A 23,233-nucleotide genomic window follows, 5' to 3' on the forward strand; every position below is an offset into this window, starting at 1 on the left:
TTGAGTGTGGCGGGGGAGCTTTGATGCGAGCTGAAAGTAACGGAACGTCCCGGCGGATTCTCTGCGTGTTTCCGCGCTACACCTCGTCCTTCGGCACGTTCGAGCATTCCTATCCCCTGACCGATGGCGTCCGCGCCTTCATGCCGCCGCAAGGGCTGCTGCTGATCTCCGCCTATCTTCCGAAGGAATGGCAGGTCAAATTCGTCGACGAGAACCTGCGCCGCACGACGAGGGAGGAGTTCGAATGGGCGGAAGCCGTCTTCGTCAGCGGCATGCACATCCAGCGCCAGCAGATGAACGACATCTGCCGCCGCGCCCATGAGTTCGATCTGCCGGTCGCGCTCGGCGGGCCTTCTGTCAGCGCCTGTCCCGACTATTACCCGTCCTTCGATTATCTGCATGTCGGCGAGCTCGGCGATGCCACCAACCAGCTGATCGAGATCCTGTCGCGCGGCACCTCGCGGCCCGAACAGCAGGTCGTGCTCACGACCAAGGACCGCGTGCCGATGACGGAGTTTCCGATCCCGGCCTACGAGCTCGCCGACGTGAAGAAGTACTTCCTCGGCAGCATCCAATATTCCAGCGGCTGTCCCTACCAGTGCGAGTTCTGCGACATCCCCGGCCTTTACGGCCGCAATCCGCGCATCAAGACGCCGCAGCAGATCATCGCCGAGCTCGACCGCCTGCGCGAATGCGGCATGACCGACACGGTCTATTTCGTCGACGACAATTTCATCGGCAACCGCAAGGCGGCCATGGACCTGCTGCCGCACCTGATCGAGTGGCAGAAGCGGACCGGCTACGTGGTGCGGCTCGCTTGCGAGGCGACGCTCAACATCGCCAAGCGCCCCGAGATCCTCGAGAAGATGCGCGAGGCCTATTTCATCACCATCTTCTGCGGCATCGAGACGCCGGATCCCGACGCGTTGAAGGCGATGCAGAAGGACCACAACATGATGGTCCCGATCCTGGAGGGCGTGCGCACCATTAACTCCTATGGCATGGAGGTGGTCTCGGGCATCATCATGGGGCTCGACACCGACAAGCCGAACACCTCGGAGGCGCTGCTCGCCTTCGTCGAGGAGTCCCGGATTCCGCTGCTCACCATCAATCTGCTGCAGGCGCTGCCGAAGACGCCGCTATGGGACCGGCTTGAGCGCGAGGGGCGGCTGGTCGAGGACGATGGCCGCGATTCCAACGTCGACTTCCTGCTGCCCTATGACGAGGTCGTCGCGTCCTGGAAGCACGCCATGGCAGTCGCTTACGCGCCCGACAAGGTCTACGCGCGCTATCAGCACCAATGCGACCACGTCTATGTGAACCGGCTCAAGGTACCGGTGCCGGACGAGATGAAGACCTGGCGCAGCATCCGGCGCGGCCTCGTCATACTGCGCAACATCTTCTGGAAGGTCGGCGTGCTCGGCGACTATAGGCGCGTGTTCTGGAAGTTCGCGCTGGGCCGCATCAAGCGCGGCGACATCGAAGGCCTGATCGGCTGCACGCTGGTCGCGCACCATCTCATCACCTTTGCGCGCGCGGCCTCCAGCGGCAAGCAGAACGCCTCGAACTATTCGATCCGGCTGCGCGAGGCCTCCGTGCCCGCCGAATGATGCCACATGTCTGACCCGGCCCTGCCGCGCCGTCCGACCCTCGATTTGCGCTCGTTTACGCCTGCGCGCGTCGCGCTGGGGCGCAGCGGCGCGAGCCTGCCGACGAGAGCGTTGCTCGATTTCACGCTGGACCATGCCCGCGCGCGCGATGCTGTGCATGCGGCCTTCGACACGCCGCGTCTCATCGCCGATCTCGACGCACTCGGTGTTGCGGTGACCGAGGTCAGGAGCCGGGCGGTCGATCGCGGCGACTATCTGCGGCGGCCGGATCTGGGACGACAGCTCGACCCCGGCTCGGCTCAGCGTCTGGCACGAAGCATCTCGGCGCCGTGCCAGCTCGCGGTCGTGATCGGAGACGGCCTGTCCGCGGCGGCGGTCCATAGCCATGCGGCGATCGTGGCAAGGCGCCTGTTGCATTCGCTTGCACAGGGGGATGCTGTCGCGGTTCGCCATGTCGTCGTCGCCTCGGGCGCGCGCGTCGCGCTCGGCGACGAGATCGGCGCCATTCTCGGTGCGCGCATGGTCGCGATGCTGATCGGCGAGCGGCCCGGCCTGTCCGCGCCCGACAGCCTCGGCGCCTATTTGACCTTTGCGCCGAGGCCCGGCCGCACCGATGCCGAGCGCAATTGCGTCTCCAACATCCACCACGCCGGGTTGAGCCACGAGGAGGCGGCGTTCAAGATCGCCTGGCTGGTCCGCGAGGGGCTGGCCCGGGAGATCACCGGCGTGGCGCTGAAGGACGAGAGTGCGGACCGCGCGCCGCGCCAGATTGGCACATCCTCGCCGGGATGACGGTCATTCCAGGCTCGGATCGCCACTTTTCTGATCGATTCGGCCGCGCCGGGCCTGCTTGCGAAAAGACCTGTCGACCTGCTAAACCCCTGCCGGCGATTTTCCGCGCATTTTCAAAGGGCAAGCCTCCCATTGGTATGGCGTTTTCAAGCCGTTCGCGGCGCGCGATAAGCTCACAGGCCGAGCCGATTTAGGAACTGGATAAGGCATGCTCGAAAAGCACAGCGAGAGTGAGGTTCATGTCGACAAGGTCGAGCAGGGATCTACGTCCTCCATCGCCTTCGGGCTGGAGCGTCTCGGGCTGATCGCCGTTCGGGCCCCGATCGTCTCCTGCATCGTCCTGCTCGCGCTGATCGTCGGCGCGGTGTTCGGCATCTACCGGATCAAGATCGACGATTCGCTGTCGCAGCTGTTCCGCTCCGACACCCGCGAGTTTCGCCAGTACGAAGAGGTCACCAAGAAATTCCCGGCGGAGGAGTTCGACGTCCTCGTCGTGGTCGAGGGCAAGACCCTCCTGGAACGCAGCAACCTCGAGAAGCTGCGCGACTTCGTCACCGACCTGCAGCTGGTCGAAGGCACGCGCGGGCTGGTCTCGCTGTTCTCGGCGCGCCAGGCGCCGGCCCCCGGCAAGCTGCCGGCGGCCCTGTTCCCGCCCGAGCTACCGGAGGGCGCGGCCTATGACAAGTTCATCGAGACCGTCAAGAACAACGAGATCATCCGCGGCAAGCTGCTGTCGGAGGACGGCACATTGGCGCTGGTCGTGCTGTCGCTCGATCCGGAGGTGGTCGCTTCCAACAAGTTGACCAAGACCGTCGCCGACATCCGTGCGCTGATGAAGGAGACGCTCGGGGACACCGGCCTCAACGTGCAGCTCTCCGGCGTCCCGGTGATGCAGCTCGAGATCCGCAACGCGGTTGAGCGCGACGGGCTGACCTACAACATCCTCGGCATCCTCGCCGGCTGCATCATCGCCATCATCTTCTTCCGCAAGATCTCGTTCATGATCGCGGCGGCATTCCCGCCGATGATCGCTATCCTGCTGGCGCTAGGCGCGCTCGGCTGGGCCAATTTCAACCTCAACATGTTCCTGAACGTGATGACGCCGCTCATCATGGTGATCAGCTTCTCCGACTCGATGCAGCTGACCTTCGCCGCGCGCGACAGGCTGATCGCGGGCCAGGACAAGTTCACCGCGTTCAAGAACGCGGTGCTGGTGGTGGGCCCGGCCTGCGTGCTGACGCATGGCACCGCCGGCATCTCCTTCATCGCGCTGCAATTCTCCGATTCCGACCTGATCCGCAAGTTCGGCGAGGCGGGCCTTGCCGCCACCATCATCGCGCTGGTCGCGGTGCTGTCGCTGGTGCCTGTCTTCGGCGTGCTGTTCGTGCGCAACGAGAAGATCTTTGCAGTCAAGTTCCAGGGCGCTGATGCCGGCGTACAGGCGCTGCGCAATTTCTGCTACTGGATTGCGGTGCGCATGGTCGGCCGGCCCGGCCTGTTCAGCCTGCTGGCGGTGCTGTTCGTCGGCGGCCTCGGCGTCATCTATGCCAATCTGGAGCCGCGCTACCGGCTCGCCGACCAGGTGCCGGACAAGCGCCAGGCGGTTGCCGCCAGCGACCGGTTAGACGCCAAGCTGACCGGCGCCAATCCCGTCAACGTGCTGATCGTGTTCCCGAAGGGTGAATCGCTTTATTCGCCGCAGACGCTCCAGACGATCGCCGAGGTGCACGCGACAGTCGAGAAGTCCGCAGGGGTCGGTAACGTGTGGTCGCTGGAGACGCTGCGCCGCTGGCTGGCGGAGAAGGCCGGCAGTGCCGACGTCGCGACGCTGAAGGAATATGTCAGCGTCATCCCCGAGCACCTGGTGCGCCGCTTCATCGACGCCGAGCAGGACGCTGTCGTGGTAGCCGGCCGCGTGCCGGACAAGGATTCCAGCCAGCTCCTGCCGATCGTCGACAAGCTCGATTCGGAGCTCGACGCCGTTCGCAAGAAGCATCCGGGCTATGAGATCGCCGTGACGGGTCTCGCCGCCATCGCCGCGCGTAACTCGGCCAACATGATCGAGAAGCTGAACCACGGCCTCACGATCGAATTCGCGCTGGTCGCGATCTTCATCGGCCTCGCCTTCCGCTCCTGGGTGGTGACACTCGCCTGCATCCTGCCGGGCATCTTCCCGGTGGTGATGTCGGGCACGGTGCTGTGGGCCATGGGCGAGGGACTGCAATTCGCCAGCGTCGTCGCGCTGACCGTCTCGTTCGGACTTGGCCTCTCCGCCACCATCCACTTCCTCAACCGCCTGCGGCTGGAGAACAAGCCGGGTGTCGGCTCGGCGCTCGCGGTGGAGCGGGCCACCGTGCTGGTGGGACCTGCGCTGATCCTGACCACGGTGGTGCTCGCCTGCGGCCTTGTCGTCACCGTGTTCTCCGACCTGCCATCGCTGCGTCTGTTCGGCTGGCTCAGCGCCTTCTCGATGGTGATGGCATTGGTCGCTGATCTCTTCATCCTCCGGCCGACGGCGATGTGGCTAATCAATCTGCACGCCAAGCTGCATGGCGCGGACAAGCAGGCGATCTGAGGGGCCGGCGCCGGACCGCCCTCACGCGCCGATACGAACGATTCCGTAAGGATTGAACTTGAAGTCGCCCTCGGCGTAGTCCTGCTCCCGCGACAGCGCGAGCTTGCGGTCGCGCAGCGTTGCCTCGATGCCGCGCTCGGCCATTGCGTCCGCGATTTCGTCCATCAGATTCGCTGCGTTACGGTCGCTGCCGCGCGATCGCGCGACATAGATTTCCGGCAGTCCGACGAGGTGGAAGCCGACGCTTTCGTTGTAGGTGTCGCCGGCAAGCGGACGCTTGGCGAAGGCGAGGCGACAGGATCGGCCCATCGCTGGCGTGACGGTAAGGCCCTGGTTCGTGTTTGCGGCGGCCTTGCACTCGCGGGCCAGTTGCCGCCATCGCGTGAGTCCGTGGGCAACGCCCGCGCTTTCTCCTTTCACGGCCGTGGCGCCGGCCTCGATCATCTCCTCGACAATTCGCAAGGCGGCAGCTGAATAGGCGACCGTCTTGTGCTGCTCCATCGGCGGGCTCAGCACGTAGAGGACCGCTTTGTGATTGAGTACGGCCATTTCGTCCGCCTCGGACCACGCTTTCGGAAAGACGCGGTCCCAGCACACACCGAAAGAGCGCTCCATGTGCGGATCGGGTTTGGCTTGCGAATAGGTGCGGTCGATCTCGAAGCCGAAATCGGCGATCGTCTTCGCCACCGCCTTGGGCGGATGCAGCAGGCTTTCATTCTTGCCGAGGAAGCAGAGTACGTGACGCGGCTTCACGGACGAAGGCTGCATGTTCGCTCCCTGCTGATCGCTGGCGAAGGCGCGGCTGGCCACGAAGAGCCCGGCGGCCTTCAGCAGATGTCTGCGGATCGGGTCCATCTCAGCAAATCCAGCCGGTCAGTTCGTGTCAGCAAAAAGCCCCCGGCTCGCGAGAACCGGGGGCATGTTCCTCATTGCGTGCGAAAGGCCTTCAGCCCTTCGTCATCGTGATGTTGACGCCACGGATCTCGCCCTTGGACGAGATCTGCACCGTCTGCTTGGTGCCGTTGGTGCGCAGCGACAGGTTGGCGGCAAAGCCGTTGGCCTCGACGAAGACCTCGATCTGGCCGCCGCCGGCGGTGCCCTGGAGATTGCCGAAGATGTTGCGGCTGGACTCGCTCCAGTTGCCGGAGATGCGGTCGCCCTGGCTCGTCACGTCGCTGGTGAGGTTGAACTTGTAGCTGTCGGAGGCGCAGCTCAGCGCCTGCTTCAAGTTGAGGCCGCTGCCGGCGACCTTATAGTCCGCTTTGCAGCGAATGCGCTCGGTGGAGCCGTCGGACAGCGACACCGTGCCGGTTCCGGTCCACGCGCCGTCGAAGCCGGCAAACGGTCCGGACGACTGTGCGTGGCTTGCCGATGCCGAGAAGAGCAGCGCCACCCCGATGCCGGCCGCCCTGATTGCCAGTCCAGATCGCCAAAAGAATGTCATCTCGAATATCCCGCTTTGGAACGACGTTCGCTTCGATCGAGAACGTCTCGCCACATCGAAAGTTTAGTGCTCCGAGCAAGTCGCAGGTTCAAAGCCCGGCGGCCAGAGACGGCGGTTCACGCGGCCGCGCCGTGCTTCCAGGGGCCGCGATTTGCCGCGCTTCGTCATGTTTCCGGCAGCCGAGGACGGGCGAAGAGATGCAGCGCGGCAACAGGTCTGCATTAAAACGCAATGCTCCCGAATTATGATGTAGTATCAATCCCTTACATCTGTCAATGAAGGCGCGGGGAAGACCTGATTCGGCGGGGGCGGCGCCAATTTGGCCGCATTTGCCAGTGCTTGTGCCTTCCCTGAGGCCGCTACAAGCGGCGACTTGCCATCAGAACCAATCCGTTCCGGCCATCCGCCCTGCGCAGTCCGGGATCGGTGCGATTCTGCCGTCAGAATGAAGGAATACAATGCGCAATCTTCTCGTCGCTCTCACCCTGCTGTCGGCCTCCCTTTCGACGGCAGCGTTCGCCCAACAAGGGCGTGGCACGGACGCCGAGCAGAAGGCCTGCACCCGCGATGTGCAGAAGTTCTGCCGCCCGGTCATCGACCAGGGCGATTTCACCATCCTGGCCTGCCTCAAGGAGAACCGGGCCAAGATCTCGCAGGCCTGCGACCAGGTGCTGAAGAACCACAATCAATAAACTCGGCCATTGGCCTAGAAAGGCGGCCCTCGGCCGCTTTTCCGGGCCCAATTCGAAGGGGCAGCCATCGACGGACAGGATTGGTTTTGCGGCCGTATTCCCCTATATGGGGGCCGCGGCGGCGTCGCCGGCGTGAGCCCGCCCGAGCGAAAAAGCCCTTCCTGTCCAAACGATTGTAAACCAGCCCTCGATGACCTCTGCGAGCGAATTGCGATCCGGCAAGGGTGACCGCGACGAGAATTTTCCCGTCGCGTCCTGGATCATTCATCCGCGTCATCGCGCCCTGATCCTGGCCTATTACAATTTCGTCCGCACCGCGGACGACATCGCCGATCACGCCACGCTCCCCCCCGACCAGAAGCTCGCTTATCTCGATCTGCTCGAGGCGGAACTGCTCGGCAAGGGTGACACCCAGCCTGAGGCCGTCAGCTTGCGCCGCGCGCTGGCCGAGCGCGGCATGGCGCCACGTCATGCGCTCGACGTGCTGATCGCCTTCCGCATGGACGTGACCAAGCTGCGCTATGAGACCTGGGACGAGGTCATCCATTATTGCCGCTACTCGGCGATGCCGGTCGGCCGCTTCATGCTCGACGTTCACGGCGAGAGCACCTCGACATGGGCCGCCTCGGACGCGCTCTGCGCGGGCCTTCAGATCAACAATCACTTGCAGGATTGCGGCAAGGATTATCGCGAGCTCAACCGCGTCTATCTGCCGCGCGATGCGCTGGCAGCGCACGGCGCCTCCGTCGAGCAACTCGGTCTCGCGCAGTCGCCGCCGGCGATGCTGGCCTGCCTGCAGTCGCTCGCCGCACGCAACGAGGTGCTGCTCGGAGAGGGCAGGTCGCTCGCAGCCGAGATCCGGGATTTCCGTCTCGGCGTCGACGTCTCCGTCATCCAGGCCTATGCCGACCGCATCGTGCGCTTGCTCAAGGTACGCGATCCCTTGCGGGAGCGCGTGCATCTGAACAAATTCGAGCTGCTCGCCTTCAGCCTCGCCGGGATCATCGGCGAAGTTGGCCGCCGTGCGATCCGTCGCAAGGCCATTTCCAGACCGGGGACTGCCCATGACGCTTGAGGCGACCACGCCCGGCGCCAATTACGGCTCGACCGCATCCGGCAGCTCGTTCTATGCCGCGATGCGCATCCTGCCGCGTGATCAGCGCGAAGCGATGTTTCAGATCTACAGCTTCTGCCGCCAGGTCGACGACATCGCCGATTCCGACGGCCCGCGCGACGAGCGGCTCGCCGCACTTCAGGAATGGCGCAACGATATTGACGCGCTCTATCAGGGCCATCCGCCGCCGCGGCTGAAGGACTACGTCGCCTCGGTGAAGACCTTCGGGCTCAAGCGCGAGGATTTCCTCGCCATCGTCGACGGCATGGAGATGGACGTGCCGCAGGACATCCGTGCGCCCGACATGGCGACGCTGGATCTGTATTGCGACCGCGTCGCCAGCGCCGTGGGGCGGCTGTCGGTGCGCGTGTTCGGCATGCCCGAGGAAGACGGCATCCTGCTCGCGCACCACCTCGGCCGCGCGCTGCAGCTCACCAACATCCTGCGCGACATCGACGAGGACGCCGGCCTTGGCCGGCTCTATCTGCCGCGCGAGGCGCTGCTGCATGCCGGCATCACCTCTGATGATCCGAACCGCGTGATCGCCGAGCGCGCGCTGCCGAAGGTCTGCATGCCGCTGGCGCAGCGCGCCAAGGTGCACTTCGAGAAGTCGGACGAGATCATGAACCGCAACAGGCGCCGCGCCGTGCGCGCGCCGCGGATCATGTCGAAATACTACCATTCCATTCTGGACCTCCTGATCGCGCGCGGCTTCACCGCGCCGCGCGAGCCGGTCCGTGTGTCGAAGATCACGCGCATCCTGATCCTGCTCCGTTACGCTTTCATCTGATGCAAAACACAGCTCACATCATCGGCGCTGGAATTTCCGGCCTCTCCGCCGCCGTGCGGCTCGCCAATGCCGGCTTCAAGGTCGCCGTGCACGAGGCGACGCACCAGGCCGGCGGCCGCTGCCGGTCCTATTTCGACGGCGCCACCAATCTCACCATCGACAACGGCAATCATCTGCTGCTGTCGGGCAACAGCCATGCGCGCGCCTATGCGCGCGCGATCGGCACCGAGGCGGGCCTGGTCGGCCCCGAGCGGGCGCAATTTCCGTTCGTCGATGTCAAAACCGGGCAGCGCTGGCAGATCGATCTCGGCGATGGCCGGTGGCCGACCTGGGTGCTCGACGAAAGCCGCCGCGTGCCCGACACCGGCCTTTCCGATTATCTCAAGCTGGCGCCACTGATCTGGGCGTCGGAGGAGACGCTGGTCGGCAAGTCGATTCCGACCGAGGGCATCCTCTATCAGCGCCTGGTGCAGCCGCTGCTGCTGGCAGCTCTCAACGTCGATCCGCCCGAGGGCTCGGCCGGGCTCGCCGGCGCGATCGTGCGGGAGACGCTGCTTGCGGGCGGGCAGGCCTGTCGTCCGCTGATCGCGCGCGACGGTCTCAGCGCGGTTCTGATCGAACCCGCCGTGAAGTTTCTGCAGGAGCGTGGTCACAGCGTTCAGCTCGGCCACGAGCTGCGCTCGTTCGTCAGCACGGACGGCAAGGTGACCGCGCTGAATTTCGGCGGCGAGGATTTGATCCAGCTCGGTGCGGGCGATGTCGTCGTGATGGCGGTGCCGCCGCGCGCGGCCGCTAGCCTGCTCCCGGGGCTGAAGACGCCGACCGAATTCCGCGCCATTGTGAACGCGCATTTCCGCTTTGAGCCGCCGCCGGGCTCGGCGCCCATCCTCGGCGTGATCGGCGGCGTGGTGGAATGGCTGTTCGCGTTCCCGAACCGGCTCTCGGTGACCATCAGCAATGGCGACCGCCTGGTCGACATGCCGCGCGAGGAACTGGCGCAGACGATCTGGAACGAGGTCTGCGAGGCGGGCGGTGTCTCCGGTGAGCTGCCTCCTTGGCAGATCGTGCGCGAGCGCCGCGCCACATTTGCGGCGACGCCGGCCCAGAACGCCCTGCGTCCCGGGCCGGTCACTGCGCTGAAAAACCTGTTCCTCGCCGGCGACTGGACTGCTACGGGATTGCCAGCAACCATCGAGGGATCGGTCCGGTCGGGTGACCGCGCCGCCGATCTGGTTCTGGCCGCCAAAGGATCCTGAAAGGCGGCCCGACGGGCAATTCTCCCGGTCAACTTTCAATCGACTATCGGAGCAATCGAGCGACATGGATTCCGTGACCGCGACCAGCCGCGAAGCTTTGGAATCGAGCATTGCGTCGGCGACCCAGGGCCTCCTCGGCTTCCAGCAATCCGATGGCCATTGGGTGTTCGAGCTCGAGGCCGACTGCACGATTCCGGCCGAATACGTTCTGCTGCGCCATTATCTCGCCGAGCCAGTCGATACCGTGCTCGAGGCCAAGATCGGCAATTACCTGCGCCGCATCCAGGGCGCCCATGGCGGCTGGCCGCTGGTGCATGACGGCGAGTTCGACATGAGCGCCAGCGTGAAGGCGTACTTCGCGCTGAAGATGATCGGCGACTCCATCGACGCGCCGCATATGGTGCGGGCGCGCGAGGCAATCCATGCCCGCGGCGGCGCGATCAACAGCAACGTCTTCACCCGCTTCCTTCTCGCGACCTTCGGTGTCGTGACCTGGCGCGCGGTGCCGGTGCTGCCGATCGAGATCGTATTGCTGCCGTTCTGGTCGCCGTTCCACCTCAACAAGATCTCCTACTGGGCGCGCACCACGATGGTGCCGCTGATGGTGATCGCCGCGCTGAAGCCGCGCGCGAGGAATCCGAAGGGCGTCGGCATCGACGAATTGTTCCTGCAGGATCCGCGCTCGATCGGCATGACCGCCAAGGCGCCGCATCAGAGCATGGCCTGGTTTCTGTTGTTTCGTTCGCTCGATGCGATCCTGCGCGTGATCGAGCCGCTGTTTCCGAAGAGTCTGCGCAAGCGCGCGATCGACGCCGCGCTCGCCTTCACCGAGGAACGGCTCAACGGCGAGGACGGCATGGGCGCGATCTACCCGCCCATGGCCAACATCGTCATGATGTACGACGCCCTCGGCAAGGACGAGAACTTCCCGCCACGCGCGATCACGCGCCGGGGCATCGACAAGTTGCTCGTCATCAAGGACGACGAAGCTTATTGCCAGCCCTGCGTCTCTCCGGTGTGGGACACGACGCTCACCGCGCATGCGCTGCTGGAGGCCGGCGGTGACAAGGCGGTGCCGGCCGCCAAGCAGGGCCTCGACTGGCTGATTCCGAGGCAGGAGCTCGAGGTGAAGGGCGACTGGGCGGTGAAGCGGCCCGACGTGCGCCCGGGCGGCTGGGCCTTCCAATACAACAATGCCCATTACCCCGATCTCGACGACACCGCCGTCGTGGTGATGTCGATGGACCGCATGCGCCGGGAGCACGGTGCGGCCGGCTATGACGACGCGATCGCCCGCGGCCGGGAGTGGATCGAGGGCATGCAGAGCGACGACGGTGGCTGGGCCGCCTTCGACGTCAACAACCTCGAATATTACCTCAACAACATCCCGTTCTCGGACCATGGCGCGCTGCTCGATCCGCCGACTGAGGACGTCACGGCGCGATGCATCTCGATGCTGGCCCAGCTCGGTGAGACCGCCAAGACCAGCAAGCAGGTGGCCGCCGGGGTCGCCTATTTGCGGAAGACCCAGCACCCGGAGGGGTCCTGGTACGGCCGCTGGGGTATGAACTTCATCTATGGAACCTGGTCGGTGCTGTGCGCCCTCAACATGGCCGGCGTCGACCACAAGGACCCCATGATCCGCAAGGCGGCGGCCTGGCTGACCTCGATCCAGAACGACGACGGCGGCTGGGGCGAGGACGCCGTCAGCTACCGGCTCGACTACAAGGGCTGGGAGGCCGCCCCCTCGACCGCCTCGCAAACGGCATGGGCCTTGCTTGCCCTGATGGCGGCAGGCGAGGTTGATCACCCGGCCGTTGCCCGCGGGGTGGAGTACCTGATTGCAACACAAGACAAAAAAGGACTGTGGGACGAGCAGCGGTACACCGCCACAGGCTTCCCCCGCGTGTTCTATCTACGTTATCATGGTTACCCAAAGTTCTTTCCGCTGTGGGCGTTGGCGCGGTATCGGAACTTGCGGAACACCAACAGCAGGGTGGTAGGGGTCGGAATGTGACTTTGGGGACGGGGGACTATGTTACCGCGGGTCAGGCCATCGACCCGCGGCCGATACTGATCGTGACCGGATTGGTTCAGGAGGCCCGCATCGCGGCCGGGCCCGGAATGGCTGTCATCTGTTCATCCAGCAGCCCGACCCAGTTGCGGGCGCTTCTGACGGTGGTGGATCCTGAGACGATTCGCGGCGTGATCTCGTTCGGCGTGGCCGGCGGGCTCGACCCAAGCTTGCGCTCCGGCGACGTCGTGCTGGCGACCGAGGTGCTCTCCGGCGACACACGCTGGGCCGCTGGCCTGTCGCTCGGCGACGACCTGATCGAGCGCCTGACCTCCGGTCGCCGCCGCGTGGTGCGCGGCAGCCTCGCCGGTGCCGAGGAAGTGGTCACGAAGCGCGCCTGCAAGGCGGCCCTGCACTCCGAGACCGGGGCCGCCGCGGTCGACATGGAAAGCCACATCGCCGCGGCATACGCCGCCGAGGCCGGGCTGCCCTTCGCCGCCGTCCGCGTCATCAGCGACCCCGCCCACCGCGCGCTGCCGGCGCTCGCCCGCGCGGCGATCAAGCCGAACGGCCAGATCGACCTCGGAGCCGTGCTGCGCGGCATCGTGCGCAATCCGGCAACGCTGCATGCCCTGGTCTCGACCGGCATCGACTTCAACCGCGCCCTGCGGTCGTTGCGCGGCTGCCGCGATTATCTGATCGGGACGGAGTTCGTCGAGAGCGAGGCCTTGGTGTCGAAGGCGGCGTGAGCGGGGGCTTCGATCTGAGAATAAAGAAAGGGCCCGGTCGCCATTGGCGTCCGGGCCTTTTTGTTTCGACGTTCGTAGCCCGGACGGAGCGAAGCGTAACCCGGGGCCTTGGAGAGACCATCCCGGGTTTCGCTTGCGCTCCATCCGGGCTACGGGCTCTGCGCTTTACGCCGCCGTCGACGCCTTCTGCGCTGCTTTCGCCTGCGCAGCCGCAGCTTCGTCCTTGCGGATCTCCGAGAGCTTCTTCTGGACCTGCTCGGAGAAGATGTACTGCGCCGGGCGCTGCTTGGAGAGGTCGATCTCCGGCGCCATCGGGCCGCTCGTCCGCACGCCGCGCAGCGCCACCCACATCGCCTTCAGCGGGTTGTTGAGCGCTGCGGTCGCAGCCGTGGGCTCGTAGCCGCAATGGGCCATGCAGTCGGCACACTTCTCGTACTTGCCGGTGCCGTAGGAATCCCAGTCGGTGGTCTCCATCAGCTCCTTGAAGGTCTTCGCGTAGCCTTCACCGAGCAGGTAGCAGGGCTTCTGCCAGCCGAAGATGTTGCGCGCGGGCATGCCCCACGGGGTGCATTCGTATTCCTGGTTGCCGGCGAGGAAGTCCAGGAACAGTCCGGAATGCATGAAATTCCACTTCTTGCCCTTGCCCATCGCAAAGACGTCGCGGAATAGCTTCTTGGTCTTGGTGCGGTTGAGGAAGTGCTCCTGGTCCGGCGCGCGCTCATAGGCGTAGCCCGGGGACATCGAGACGCCGACGCCGAGCTCGGTGGTGAGGTCGAGGAATTTGGCGATCTCCTCGGCCGGGTGGCCGTCGAAGATGGTGGCGTTGACGTTGACGGTGAAGCCGCGCGCCTTGGCCGCCTTGATCGCCGACACCGCGCGGTCGAACACGCCCTTCTGCGACACGGCCTTGTCGTGGTGGTCGCGCAGGCCGTCGAGATGCACCGAGAAGAACAGATAAGGCGAGGGCTCGAACAGATCGAGCTTCTTCTCCAGCAGCAGCGCGTTGGTGCAGAGCGAGACGAACTTCTTGCGCGCGACGAGGCCGCGCACGATCTCGCCGATCTCCTTGTGGATCAGCGGCTCGCCGCCGGGAATAGCGACCATCGGCGCGCCGCACTCGTCGGCGGCGTCCCAGCACTCCTGCGCCGTCATGCGGCGGTTGAGGATCGCATCGGGATAATCGATCTTGCCGCAGCCGACGCAGGCGAGGTTGCAGCGGAACAGCGGCTCCAGCATCAGCACGAGCGGATAGCGCTTGCGGCCAAGCAGTTTCTGCTTGAGCAAATAGCCGCCGATACGCATTTCCTTGAAGAACGGGATAGCCATTACAGGTTTCTTTCTGGGCTTTTCAATTCGGGTGGGTCAGCTCGCGGCCAGTTGGGCCGGAAGCCGGAATTCGATGTTTTCCTCGCGGCCCGGCAACACCGAGACCTTTACCGGTCCGATCCGCCGCATCGCTTCGATCACGTCATCCACGAGTACCTCGGGCGCCGAAGCGCCGGCCGTGACGCCGACGGTCCTGGCATCCTTCAACCACTCCGGATTGAGCTCGCTGCCGTCGGCAATCAAATAACTCGCGACGCCGGCCTCGGTGCCGATTTCGCGGAGCCGGTTCGAGTTCGAGCTGTTGGCAGCGCCCACCACCAAGATCACGTCGACCAGCTTGCTCAAGTCCCTTACCGCAGATTGGCGGTTCTGTGTCGCATAGCAGATATCCCGGATATCCGGACCTTGAATGTCTGTAAAGCGGGCCTGAAGGGCCGCGATGATGTCCTTGGTGTCGTCGACCGACAGGGTGGTCTGGGTGATGTAGGCCACTGGCGTATCCGCCGGCAGGGTCAGCGCCTTAACCTCTTCAACGCTCTGGACAAGCTGCACCGGCCCGGGGACCTGGCCCATCGTGCCCTCGACCTCGGGATGGCCGGCGTGGCCGATCAGGATCAGGGTGCGGCCCTTGCCGATGTAGCGCTTCCCCTGATTGTGAACTTTCGTTACCAGCGGGCAGGTGGCATTGAGCACCGGAAGGTCGCGCGCGACGGCCTCTTCCTCGACGCTGCGGGCGACGCCATGCGCGCTGAACACCGTCACCGCCTTCGGCGGTACCTCGGAGAGTTCCTCGACGAAGATGGCTCCTTTGGCCTTCAGGCTCTCGACGACGTATTTGTTGTGCACGATCTCATGGCGCACGTAGACGGGCGGGCCGTACTTCTCCAGCGCCCGCTCCACGATTTCGATTGCTCGTACCACCCCCGCGCAGAAGCCGCGCGGTTGCGCCAGATAAACTTCCATTGGACGCCCATCACGCAAGTTGCACCAATCCGCTCTTTGCAGTCCCCAAGCGGCACTCCGATACTGACCAATGAGTTGCAATATCCGCACCATTGGTTCGCGCCTGCGGTAGCCACCCACCCCTGTGGACGGCTCCGGCGCATGGAGGCGCAATACTTTGTGTCAAAAAATCGGCGGTAGGGGAAGGTGGAACCGCTGAGGGAGGCGTCTATGAGGTATTTTAGTAGGGGATTGCGGTGTGCCTGCGTGCGCGACATTCCTGCATAGTCCTTCGTCACGTTCCCGCCTCAACTCCCTGGCTATACCGGCCGCCCCGCATGATTTTGCCACGGTCTCCCGCCGTTTACCTCGAACCTTCTGGCGGCGAGAACCACCCAAAACAGCAATAGGTTTCGGCCGGGAACTCCGATAAACAGCGGGCGTTTCCGGCAAGCTGTTAACCGCAGAAAGAAAAGAAGTGCTGCAAAGCGTCGTCGTTGCCATCGTCAGGGCCTGCACCCGGTTTGCCTCCCTCGTCGTCGTTCTCGGGCTCCTGCTGTCGGTGGGGGCGGGCTATTACGCTGCGCGCCACTTCGCCATCAACACCGATATCAACTCGCTGATTGCCCAAAATCTGGACTGGCGGCAGCGTGACCAGCAATTCGACAAGGCGTTCGATCAGAACGAAATGATCCTCGCTGTGGTCGAGGCCAGGACGCCGGAAATGGCGAGCGCCGCGGCAGACGCGCTCTATGCCAGGCTGAAGGACGACAGGACCAACTTCCACTCGATGCAGCAGCTCGGCAGCGGCGCGTTCTTCGAGCGGAACGGCCTGTTGTTCCTGCCGACCGAGGAGGTCGGCAAGATCACCGGCCAGTTCGAAGCCGCCGCGCCGCTGATCGAGATCATGGCCGGCGATCCCTCGATCCGCGGCCTGACCGGGGCGCTGGAGACCGGCCTTGCCGGCGTCAAGCGGGGCCAGGTCAAGCTCGATAGCACCGAGCGGCCCTTCAACCTGATCGCGCAGACGGTCGAGACCGTGCTCAACAAGGGCAACGCCAGCTTCTCCTGGCGCGAACTCGTCAGCGACGAGCCGCTCAAGGATTCCGACAAGCGCACCTTTATCGAGTTCAAGCCGATTCTCGACTACAACGCGCTGGAGCCCGGCAAGGATGCGACCGACGCGATCCGGAAAGCGGCGGCGGATCTGGATTTTGCTGGCAAATACCAAGCGCGGGTGCGGCTGACCGGTCCGGTGCCGATCGCCAACGAGGAATACGCGACCGTTCAAGAGGGCGCGGTCGTCAACGCCGTCGGCACGATTCTCGTCGTGCTGGTCATCCTATGGCTCGCGCTGCATTCGTCGAAGATCATCTTCGCGGTGTTCGTCAATCTGTTCGTCGGTCTGGCGATCACGACAGCGGCCGGCCTGATGATGGTCGGATCGTTCAACCTGCTGTCGATCGCGTTCGCGGTGCTGTTCGTCGGCTTAGGGGTCGACTTCGGCATCCAGTACAGCGTCCGCTACCGCTCGGAGCGCTACAAGCACGATGATCTCGCGGGCGCGCTGGTGCTGGCAGCCAAGCGCTCGGCGGTGCCGCTGTCGCTGGCGGCGATGGCGACGGCCGCGGGCTTCCTTTGCTTCATGCCGACCGACTACAAGGGCATCGCAGAGCTCGGCCAGATCGCCGGCGTCGGCATGCTGGTGGCGTTCATCTCGTCGATCACCGTGCTGCCGGCGCTGCTCAAGCTTTTGAACCCGCCCGGCGAGCCGGAGCCTGTCGGGTACGCCTTCCTGGCGCCGCTCGATCACTTCCTGGAAAAGCATCGGGTGCTGATCGTCGGCGGCACGCTGCTGCTCGCGCTCGGCGGCCTGCCGCTGCTCTACTTCATGAAGTTCGACTTCAACCCGATGAACCTGCGCAATCCGCACGCCGAGTCGATCGCCACCTTCCTCGATCTGCGCAAGGACCCCAATACTGGTGCCAATGCCATCAACGTGATGACCACGTCCGAGGAGCAGGCAAGGCAGGTCGAGGCGAAGCTGGAGAAGGTGCCCGAGGTGCTCAGGGTGATGTCGCTCGACAGCTTCGTGCCGCAGGACCAGCCGCCGAAGCTGAAGCTCATCGCGCAGGGCGCCAAGGTGCTGAATCCGGCGCTCAACCCCGATCAGATCGACGCGGCGCCGACGGACCAGGAGAATGTCGAATCGCTGAAATCGTCGGTCGACAATCTGCGCCGGACCGCGGGCGACGCGAAGGGCCCGGGCGCTGTTGCCTCGCGCCGTCTTGCCGACGCGCTCGAGAAGCTCGCCAACGGCGACGAGGCCACGCGCAACAAGGCGCAGGACGTGTTCGTCGCGCCATTGAAGATCGTGTTCGACCAGCTCAGGAACGCGATGCAGGCAGGTCCCGTCACCCTGAGCTCGCTGCCGCCCGATCTCGTCAGCGCCTGGAAGAGCAAGGACGGCATCATCCGCGTCGAGGCGCTGCCCAAGGGCGATCCCAACGACAACGATACGCTGCGCAAATTCGCGGCGGCGGTGCTCCAGGCCGAGCCGACTGCGATCGGCGGTCCGGTCTCGATCCTGAAATCCGGTGACACCGTTGTGAAGGCGTTCATCCACGCCGGCATCTATGCGCTGCTGGTGATCGGGCTCCTGCTGTGGATCACGCTGCGCCGCTTCGTCGACGTGCTGATGACGCTGGTGCCGCTGCTGGTTGCCGGCGCGGTGACGCTCGAGATCTGCGTATTGATCGGCCTGCCGCTCAACTTCGCCAACATCGTCGCGCTTCCGCTGCTGCTCGGCGTCGGCGTCGCCTTCAAGATCTATTATGTCGTGGCCTGGCGCTCGGGCAGGACGAACCTGCTCCAGACCAGCCTGACGCGCGCGATCTTTTTCAGCGCGCTGACGACCGCGACCGCGTTCGGCAGCCTGTGGCTGTCGAGCCATCCCGGCACGTCCAGCATGGGCAAGCTGCTGGCACTGTCGCTGGTGACGACGCTCGCCGCCGTGCTGCTGTTCCAGCCGGCCCTAATGGGCAAACCCCGCAATCTCAGCGAGTAGGCAGATGTCGCCGACCGGGTCGGCGGCGCCCTTCTGACCGGGCTTGGCTGCGCCGGCGGCCTTGGGAGCTGCGGGCGCAGGCGTGGTGGTGCCGCTCCCGGCTTGGGCTGCTTGGGCCCCTTGCCCCGCTTGCCCCCCTTGGGGCTTCGGCGCAGTGCCGCTGGATTTCGCTGCGCCCTTGGCCATTGCGTTGGCAGGGCTCGAAGGGATCGGCGGGCCGACCCGGGTCCAGGTTTCGCCGCCGCAGAGGAAGCCCATGACGCAGCCCTTGATCTCGAGCTGGTCGGGACCGGCCGGCGTGATGGTCGCGCTGTAGAGCTGGCCGTCCTTGGCGTTGTAGACCTGTCCTTCCCACTGATCGACGCCGGGCTTCTTCTTCATGTCGATCAGGGTTGCCATGCCGAGCGTCGGCCTGTTCTTTTTCGAGGCGTCCGGATTGTTCTCGTCGCGTCCGCCGGGCTGTTTTTCCCAGGAAACCGCGCCCCACATGCTGCCATAGCATTGGGCGACGCGAATGTTGGCAACGCCGTCGGCGACCCGCCAGTCGCCGGTCGGATCCGCGGCGAGCGCGGGCGTCAGGCCGGCGTAACCGCCAGCCAGTATTAGTCCGGTGTAAAGGGCCAAACGCATGTGTGTTCCTTGGCAGTGCAACATGGTCTAAAGCTGTGCTTGCGAAGATGGTCCGAAAAAGGGCAAAAGGCCGCACAGACCGTTTTCAGTAACGGTCCGTTTTCAGTTGACGAGACGGCCCTCAACCGAAGTATGTAGCGGATGCACAGCCCAAATCCAGACATGTCTCAGCTATTCGCGGACCGTCAGGCCCAGCGCAGCACCCTGCATAACCGGTATCTGAACGAGCAGTTCGTCCGGGTTCTCAAGACCATCGGCTACGATGTCGGCTTTCAGAAGGGGCATGGGCAGTATCTCTACGACCGTGAGGGCGCGCGCTATCTCGACCTGTTGTCCGGCTTCGGCGTGTTTGCGATCGGGCGCAATCATCCGGTCATGCGCGAGGCGCTCAAGAGCGTGCTCGATGCCGACCTGCCCAACCTCGTCCAATTCGACGTCTCGACGCTCGCAGGTGTGCTGGCTGAGCGCCTCCTGAAATACGTTCCCTATCTCGACAAGGCGTTCTTCGCCAATTCCGGCGCCGAATGCGTCGAGGCCGCGATCAAGTTCGCGCGCGGCGCGACGGGGCGTCCCGGCATCGTCTATTGCGCGCACGGCTATCACGGACTGACCTACGGCGCGCTGTCGCTGACCGGCGATGCCAATTTCCGCACCGGCTTCGAGCCGCTGCTGCCGGGCTGCACCGCGATCCCGTTCAACGACCTGGCGGCGCTGGAAAAGGCGCTGGCCTCGCGCGAGGTCGCAGCCTTCGTGGTCGAGCCGATCCAGGGCAAGGGCGTCAACATGCCCACTGACGAGTTCCTGCCCGGCGCGGCCGCGCTCTGCAAGAAATACGGCACGCTGTTCGTCGCCGACGAGATCCAGACCGGCATGGGCCGCACCGGCCGCTTCCTCGCGGTCGAGCACTGGAACGTCGAGCCCGACATGGTGCTGCTGTCGAAGTCGCTGTCGGGCGGCCACGTGCCGGTCGGCGCCGTGCTGACGCGCAAGAGCATCTTCGACAAGATCTTCAACCAGATGGACCGCGCGGTGGTGCACGGCTCCACCTTCTCCAAGAACGACCTCGCGATGGCCGCGGGCATAGCCACGCTCGACGTCATGGAATCGGAGAAGCTGATCGATGCGGCCGCCAAGCGCGGCGCCGAGCTGCGCCTCGCGCTGACGCGCATGGTGCCAGGCTACGAGCTGCTCAAGGAAGTCCGCGGCAAGGGCTTGATGATCGGTATCGAATTCGGCCCCCCGAAGTCGCTGCGCCTGCGGGCCTCCTGGAACGTGCTGGAGACCGCCAACAAGGGCTTGTTCTGCCAGCTCATCACCGTGCCGCTGTTCAAGGATCACAAGATCCTCACGCAAGTCGCCGGCCACGGCAGCCACACCATCAAGCTCTTGCCGCCGCTCACGATCACCGAGGAAGACTGCGCCTGGATCGAGCGCGCCTTCGACGACGTCATCGCCGGCAGCCACAAGGTCCCCGGTGCGATCTGGTCGCTCGGCAAGACGCTGGTGGACAACGCGGTGCGCAGGTCGGCTTAGAGACGTTCGCTCAGGCCGCCTCGGTCCGCGGCCGAACCTTATTTGGCAAACTCGCGCACGGCTTCCACCACGTGCTCCGGCACTTCCTGCGCGACGCAGTGGCCGGCATTCTCGAAAACCCGTGTGGTCACACCCGGGATCAGCGACACAGCGCGTCGCGCCATCTCCTTGTAGATTGGACCCGACTTCGCCGCTGTCGTGACGCGCACCGGGCAGTCGATCTCGCTGAGCATCGCGAACGGATTGCCGCGGGCATCCCCAATGTAGACCTGCTCCATCGCCTCGTAGATGGGAAGCAAGATCGCGGCTTCGATTTTGGGCGTGCAGCAGAGCCGGACGCGGCCGTCATCCAGGGGCGCGAAGCCGTGGCGCACATACGTCCGTAGCGAGGTTTCGGTCCAATCCGCAAACGCCGGTGCTGCGCGGTAACGTTCGAACACTGCGTCGGGACTGTCGAACTCGGCGCGTCGGCGTAGCGTGCCCTGCACGCGGGCGAGCGATTCTTCGCTCAATCCTCCGGAGCGCGCCGCGCGCGGGTCCATGACGGTCGGCTCCATCACGAACAGGCGTGCGAAGCGACCGGGCAGGAGTTTCGCCGCGAGAAGGAGATCGGTCGCACCCGCGCTGTGGCCGATCCCGTAGATGTCGCGGAGATCGAGCGTATCGACCACCCGGCAGATGTCGTCGGCGTAATCAAGGAAGTGATAGGCGCCGGGTTTGTGGCTTGCGCCATGACCGCGTCGGTCGAGGGCATAGACGGTGTAGGTCGATGCGAGCTCGCGCGCGACCTCGTGCCAGACGTCGGCGACGAAGCCGGTGCCGTGTACGAGCAGGGCAGGCGGCTTGCCGCTGTCGCCCCATTGCAGCATGGCGATCTCTGCGTCGGCGGGACCGATTGAGAAACGGTGCGGATCGATCATGAGCGATGGGATGCTACTTCGCATCCTCCAGAATCATCGTGGCGCCCTTCTCAGCGATCATCGCGGTCGGCGTGTTGGTGTTGCCCGAGGTGATCGTCGGCATGATCGAGGCATCGACGATGCGCAGGCCGTCGAGGCCGTAGAATCGCAACCGCTCGTCCACCACCGCCATTGGATCGTTCGCCGTGCCCATCTTCGCGGTGCCGACGGGATGGAAGATGGTGGTGCCGATGTCGCCGGCGGCTTTTGCGAGGGAGGCATCGTCGTCGCCGACGGAGGGGCCGGGCAGATATTCGCTGGGGCGATATTTGGCCAGCGCTTTCTGCTGCATCAGGCGCCGCGTGGTGCGAATGGCGTCGGCGGCGACCTGGCGGTCGTCGTCGGTCGACAGGTAATTTGGCGCGATGATCGGCTTCTCGTCAGGCGCTGTCGCGCGCAACCGCACGGTGCCGCGCGAGGTCGGCTGCAGATTGCACGCGCTCACCGTGATCGCAGGGAAACGGTGCAGGGGATCGCCGAACTTGTCGAGCGAGAGCGGCTGCACGTGGAATTGGATGTTGGCGCGGGCGCGCGTCGCATCGGAGCGCGTGAAGATGCCGAGCTGCGACGGCGCCATGGTGAGCGGGCCGCGGCGGCGGAAAGCGTAGTCGAGCCCCATCAGGCCGCGGCGCAACAGATTGTAATAGGTCTCGTTCAGCGTGCGCACGCCCTCGACCTTGTAGATCGCGCGCTGCTGCAGGTGATCCTGCAGATTGCGCCCGACGCCGGGCTTGTCCATGACGATGTCGATGCCGAGCGGCGACAGCCAGTCGGCCGGTCCAATGCCGGAGCGATGCAGCACCTGCACCGAGCCGATGGAGCCTGCCGAGAGCACCACCTCGCGCTTTGCGCGCGCCTCGATGATCTCGCCGTTCTGGATGAAGCGCACGCCGACGGCGCGGCCCTGCTCGATGATGAGGCGGTCGACCAGCACGTGCTTCTCGAGCCGCAGATTGGGGCGCCTCAAGGCCGGCTTGAGGAAGCCGCGCGCCGAGGACCAGCGCCGGCCGCGCTTCTGGTTGACGTGGAAATAGCTGGTGCCTTCGTTGTCGCCGGTGTTGAAATCCGGGATGCGCTTGATGCCCATCTCCTCGGCGGCGTCACCGACCGCGTCGAGAATGGCCCATGACAGCCGCGGCGCCTCGATGCGCCAGCCGCCGCCGGCGCCGTGATGCTCGCTGGCGCCGAGGAAGTGGTCCTCGAGGCGCTTGAACAACGGCAGCACGTCGTCATAGCCCCAGCCGGTCAGGCCAAGCTGACGCCAATGATCGTAGTCGGCAGCCTGTCCGCGCATCGAGATCATGGCGTTGATTGCCGAGCAGCCGCCGATCACCTTGCCGCGCGGATAGGCCAGCGAGCGGCCGTTCAGACCGGGCTCGGCCTCGGTCTTGAACATCCAGTCCGAACGCGGATTGCCGATGGCGAAGAGATAGCCGACCGGGATATGGAACCAGATCCAGTTGTCGTCGCCACCAGCTTCAAGGATGAGAACGCGGTTGCCTGGGACAGCCGACAGCCGGTTGGCGACGATGCAGCCCGCGGTGCCGGCTCCGACGACAATGTAGTCAAACTCACCTTCAAGCCGCCTCGGCATTCTGCTTCCACCCGGATGGTCTCTTTGCTTTCCGTTAATAGGCAGACGCAGCCGACCGGGACAAGCCCGGCCATGCCGGGTGAACAGGGCTAGACCCCGATTGGCGGCGGTTGGGTGGACCGACGCTTGCATGGTAGACAGACCTG

18 protein-coding genes are annotated in these 23,233 nt (G+C 64.9%); 11 read left to right on the plus strand and 7 right to left on the minus strand.

Annotated elements, in window-relative coordinates; translation table 11 throughout:
• The first annotated feature begins 23 nt into the window (after window positions 1-23).
• The 3 genes from N2605_RS10640 to N2605_RS10650 all read left to right on the plus strand — a co-directional run bounded on the left by N2605_RS10640 (window position 24) and on the right by N2605_RS10650 (window position 4,977).
• Window positions 24-1,610: a B12-binding domain-containing radical SAM protein gene (locus tag N2605_RS10640; protein ID WP_225152740.1), complete on the plus strand. Its 1,587-nt coding sequence runs from the start codon at window positions 24-26 to the stop codon at window positions 1,608-1,610.
• A gap of 6 nt (window positions 1,611-1,616) precedes the next feature.
• Complete coding sequence (eutC, locus tag N2605_RS10645) at window positions 1,617-2,402, plus strand: ethanolamine ammonia-lyase subunit EutC (protein ID WP_225152741.1); 786 nt, start codon at window positions 1,617-1,619, stop codon at window positions 2,400-2,402.
• A gap of 208 nt (window positions 2,403-2,610) precedes the next feature.
• A complete protein-coding gene (locus tag N2605_RS10650; protein WP_225113511.1) occupies window positions 2,611-4,977 on the plus strand; it encodes an efflux RND transporter permease subunit in 2,367 nt (788 codons plus the stop codon).
• A gap of 21 nt (window positions 4,978-4,998) precedes the next feature.
• On the opposite strand, the gene N2605_RS10655 is transcribed toward N2605_RS10650, so the two are convergent.
• Both N2605_RS10655 and N2605_RS10660 read right to left on the minus strand, forming a co-directional pair.
• Entirely contained in the window at window positions 4,999-5,832 is an 834-nt protein-coding gene (locus N2605_RS10655; RefSeq protein WP_036006100.1) for a hypothetical protein, read from the minus strand.
• A 91-nt stretch (window positions 5,833-5,923) separates the two neighbouring features.
• On the minus strand, window positions 5,924-6,421 hold the full coding sequence (locus tag N2605_RS10660) for a hypothetical protein (protein WP_036006098.1): 498 nt from the start codon (window positions 6,419-6,421) through the stop codon (window positions 5,924-5,926).
• A gap of 458 nt (window positions 6,422-6,879) precedes the next feature.
• On the opposite strand from N2605_RS10660, the gene N2605_RS10665 reads away from it, so the two are divergent.
• From N2605_RS10665 to N2605_RS10690, 6 genes are all read left to right on the plus strand, one after another.
• Complete coding sequence (locus tag N2605_RS10665; RefSeq protein WP_025035011.1) at window positions 6,880-7,113, plus strand: hypothetical protein; 234 nt, start codon at window positions 6,880-6,882, stop codon at window positions 7,111-7,113.
• A 190-nt stretch (window positions 7,114-7,303) separates the two neighbouring features.
• Window positions 7,304-8,188 carry a squalene synthase HpnC gene (hpnC, locus tag N2605_RS10670; RefSeq protein ID WP_109144429.1) on the plus strand — a complete coding sequence of 295 codons (885 nt, stop codon included), beginning with the start codon at window positions 7,304-7,306 and terminating at the stop codon, window positions 8,186-8,188.
• Window positions 8,178-9,017 carry a presqualene diphosphate synthase HpnD gene (hpnD, locus tag N2605_RS10675; RefSeq protein WP_057027142.1) on the plus strand — a complete coding sequence of 280 codons (840 nt, stop codon included), beginning with the start codon at window positions 8,178-8,180 and terminating at the stop codon, window positions 9,015-9,017. The genes hpnC and hpnD overlap by 11 nt, the downstream gene beginning before the upstream one ends.
• Window positions 9,017-10,273 (plus strand): hydroxysqualene dehydroxylase HpnE, encoded by a 1,257-nt coding sequence (hpnE, locus tag N2605_RS10680; RefSeq protein WP_225113510.1) that lies wholly within the window; start codon window positions 9,017-9,019, stop codon window positions 10,271-10,273. The genes hpnD and hpnE overlap by 1 nt, the downstream gene beginning before the upstream one ends.
• Window positions 10,274-10,337: 64 nt before the next feature.
• Complete coding sequence (shc, locus tag N2605_RS10685) at window positions 10,338-12,290, plus strand: squalene--hopene cyclase (protein WP_036006090.1); 1,953 nt, start codon at window positions 10,338-10,340, stop codon at window positions 12,288-12,290.
• Window positions 12,287-13,036 (plus strand): phosphorylase, encoded by a 750-nt coding sequence (locus N2605_RS10690; RefSeq protein WP_057027145.1) that lies wholly within the window; start codon window positions 12,287-12,289, stop codon window positions 13,034-13,036. The genes shc and N2605_RS10690 overlap by 4 nt, the downstream gene beginning before the upstream one ends.
• A 165-nt stretch (window positions 13,037-13,201) precedes the next feature.
• Here the strand turns inward: N2605_RS10690 and hpnH are convergent, their stop codons facing one another.
• Complete coding sequence (gene hpnH / locus N2605_RS10695) at window positions 13,202-14,362, minus strand: adenosyl-hopene transferase HpnH (RefSeq protein ID WP_036006086.1); 1,161 nt, start codon at window positions 14,360-14,362, stop codon at window positions 13,202-13,204.
• A 36-nt stretch (window positions 14,363-14,398) separates the two neighbouring features.
• Complete coding sequence (gene ispH, locus N2605_RS10700) at window positions 14,399-15,325, minus strand: 4-hydroxy-3-methylbut-2-enyl diphosphate reductase (protein ID WP_036006084.1); 927 nt, start codon at window positions 15,323-15,325, stop codon at window positions 14,399-14,401.
• Window positions 15,326-15,782: 457 nt separating this feature from the next.
• On the opposite strand from ispH, the gene hpnN reads away from it, so the two are divergent.
• Complete coding sequence (hpnN, locus tag N2605_RS10705) at window positions 15,783-18,371, plus strand: hopanoid transporter HpnN (RefSeq protein ID WP_109144425.1); 2,589 nt, start codon at window positions 15,783-15,785, stop codon at window positions 18,369-18,371.
• On the opposite strand, the gene N2605_RS10710 is transcribed toward hpnN, so the two are convergent.
• The gene (locus N2605_RS10710; protein WP_036006080.1) at window positions 18,339-19,001 is read right to left on the minus strand and encodes a DUF2147 domain-containing protein; all 663 of its coding nucleotides are present in this window, start codon (window positions 18,999-19,001) and stop codon (window positions 18,339-18,341) included. The genes hpnN and N2605_RS10710 overlap by 33 nt on opposite strands.
• 141 nt (window positions 19,002-19,142) lie before the next feature.
• On the opposite strand from N2605_RS10710, the gene hpnO reads away from it, so the two are divergent.
• A complete protein-coding gene (gene hpnO, locus N2605_RS10715) occupies window positions 19,143-20,534 on the plus strand; it encodes an aminobacteriohopanetriol synthase HpnO (RefSeq protein ID WP_036006078.1) in 1,392 nt (463 codons plus the stop codon).
• A 38-nt stretch (window positions 20,535-20,572) separates the two neighbouring features.
• Here the strand turns inward: hpnO and N2605_RS10720 are convergent, their stop codons facing one another.
• Both N2605_RS10720 and N2605_RS10725 read right to left on the minus strand, forming a co-directional pair.
• Window positions 20,573-21,454 (minus strand): alpha/beta fold hydrolase, encoded by an 882-nt coding sequence (locus tag N2605_RS10720; protein ID WP_036023102.1) that lies wholly within the window; start codon window positions 21,452-21,454, stop codon window positions 20,573-20,575.
• Window positions 21,455-21,467: 13 nt separating this feature from the next.
• A complete protein-coding gene (locus tag N2605_RS10725; RefSeq protein WP_260346534.1) occupies window positions 21,468-23,087 on the minus strand; it encodes a GMC family oxidoreductase in 1,620 nt (539 codons plus the stop codon).
• Window positions 23,088-23,233 lie beyond the last annotated feature (146 nt).

The sequence above is a fragment of the Bradyrhizobium yuanmingense genome, from assembly GCF_025200905.1.
Taxonomy (GTDB): domain Bacteria; phylum Pseudomonadota; class Alphaproteobacteria; order Rhizobiales; family Xanthobacteraceae; genus Bradyrhizobium; species Bradyrhizobium yuanmingense.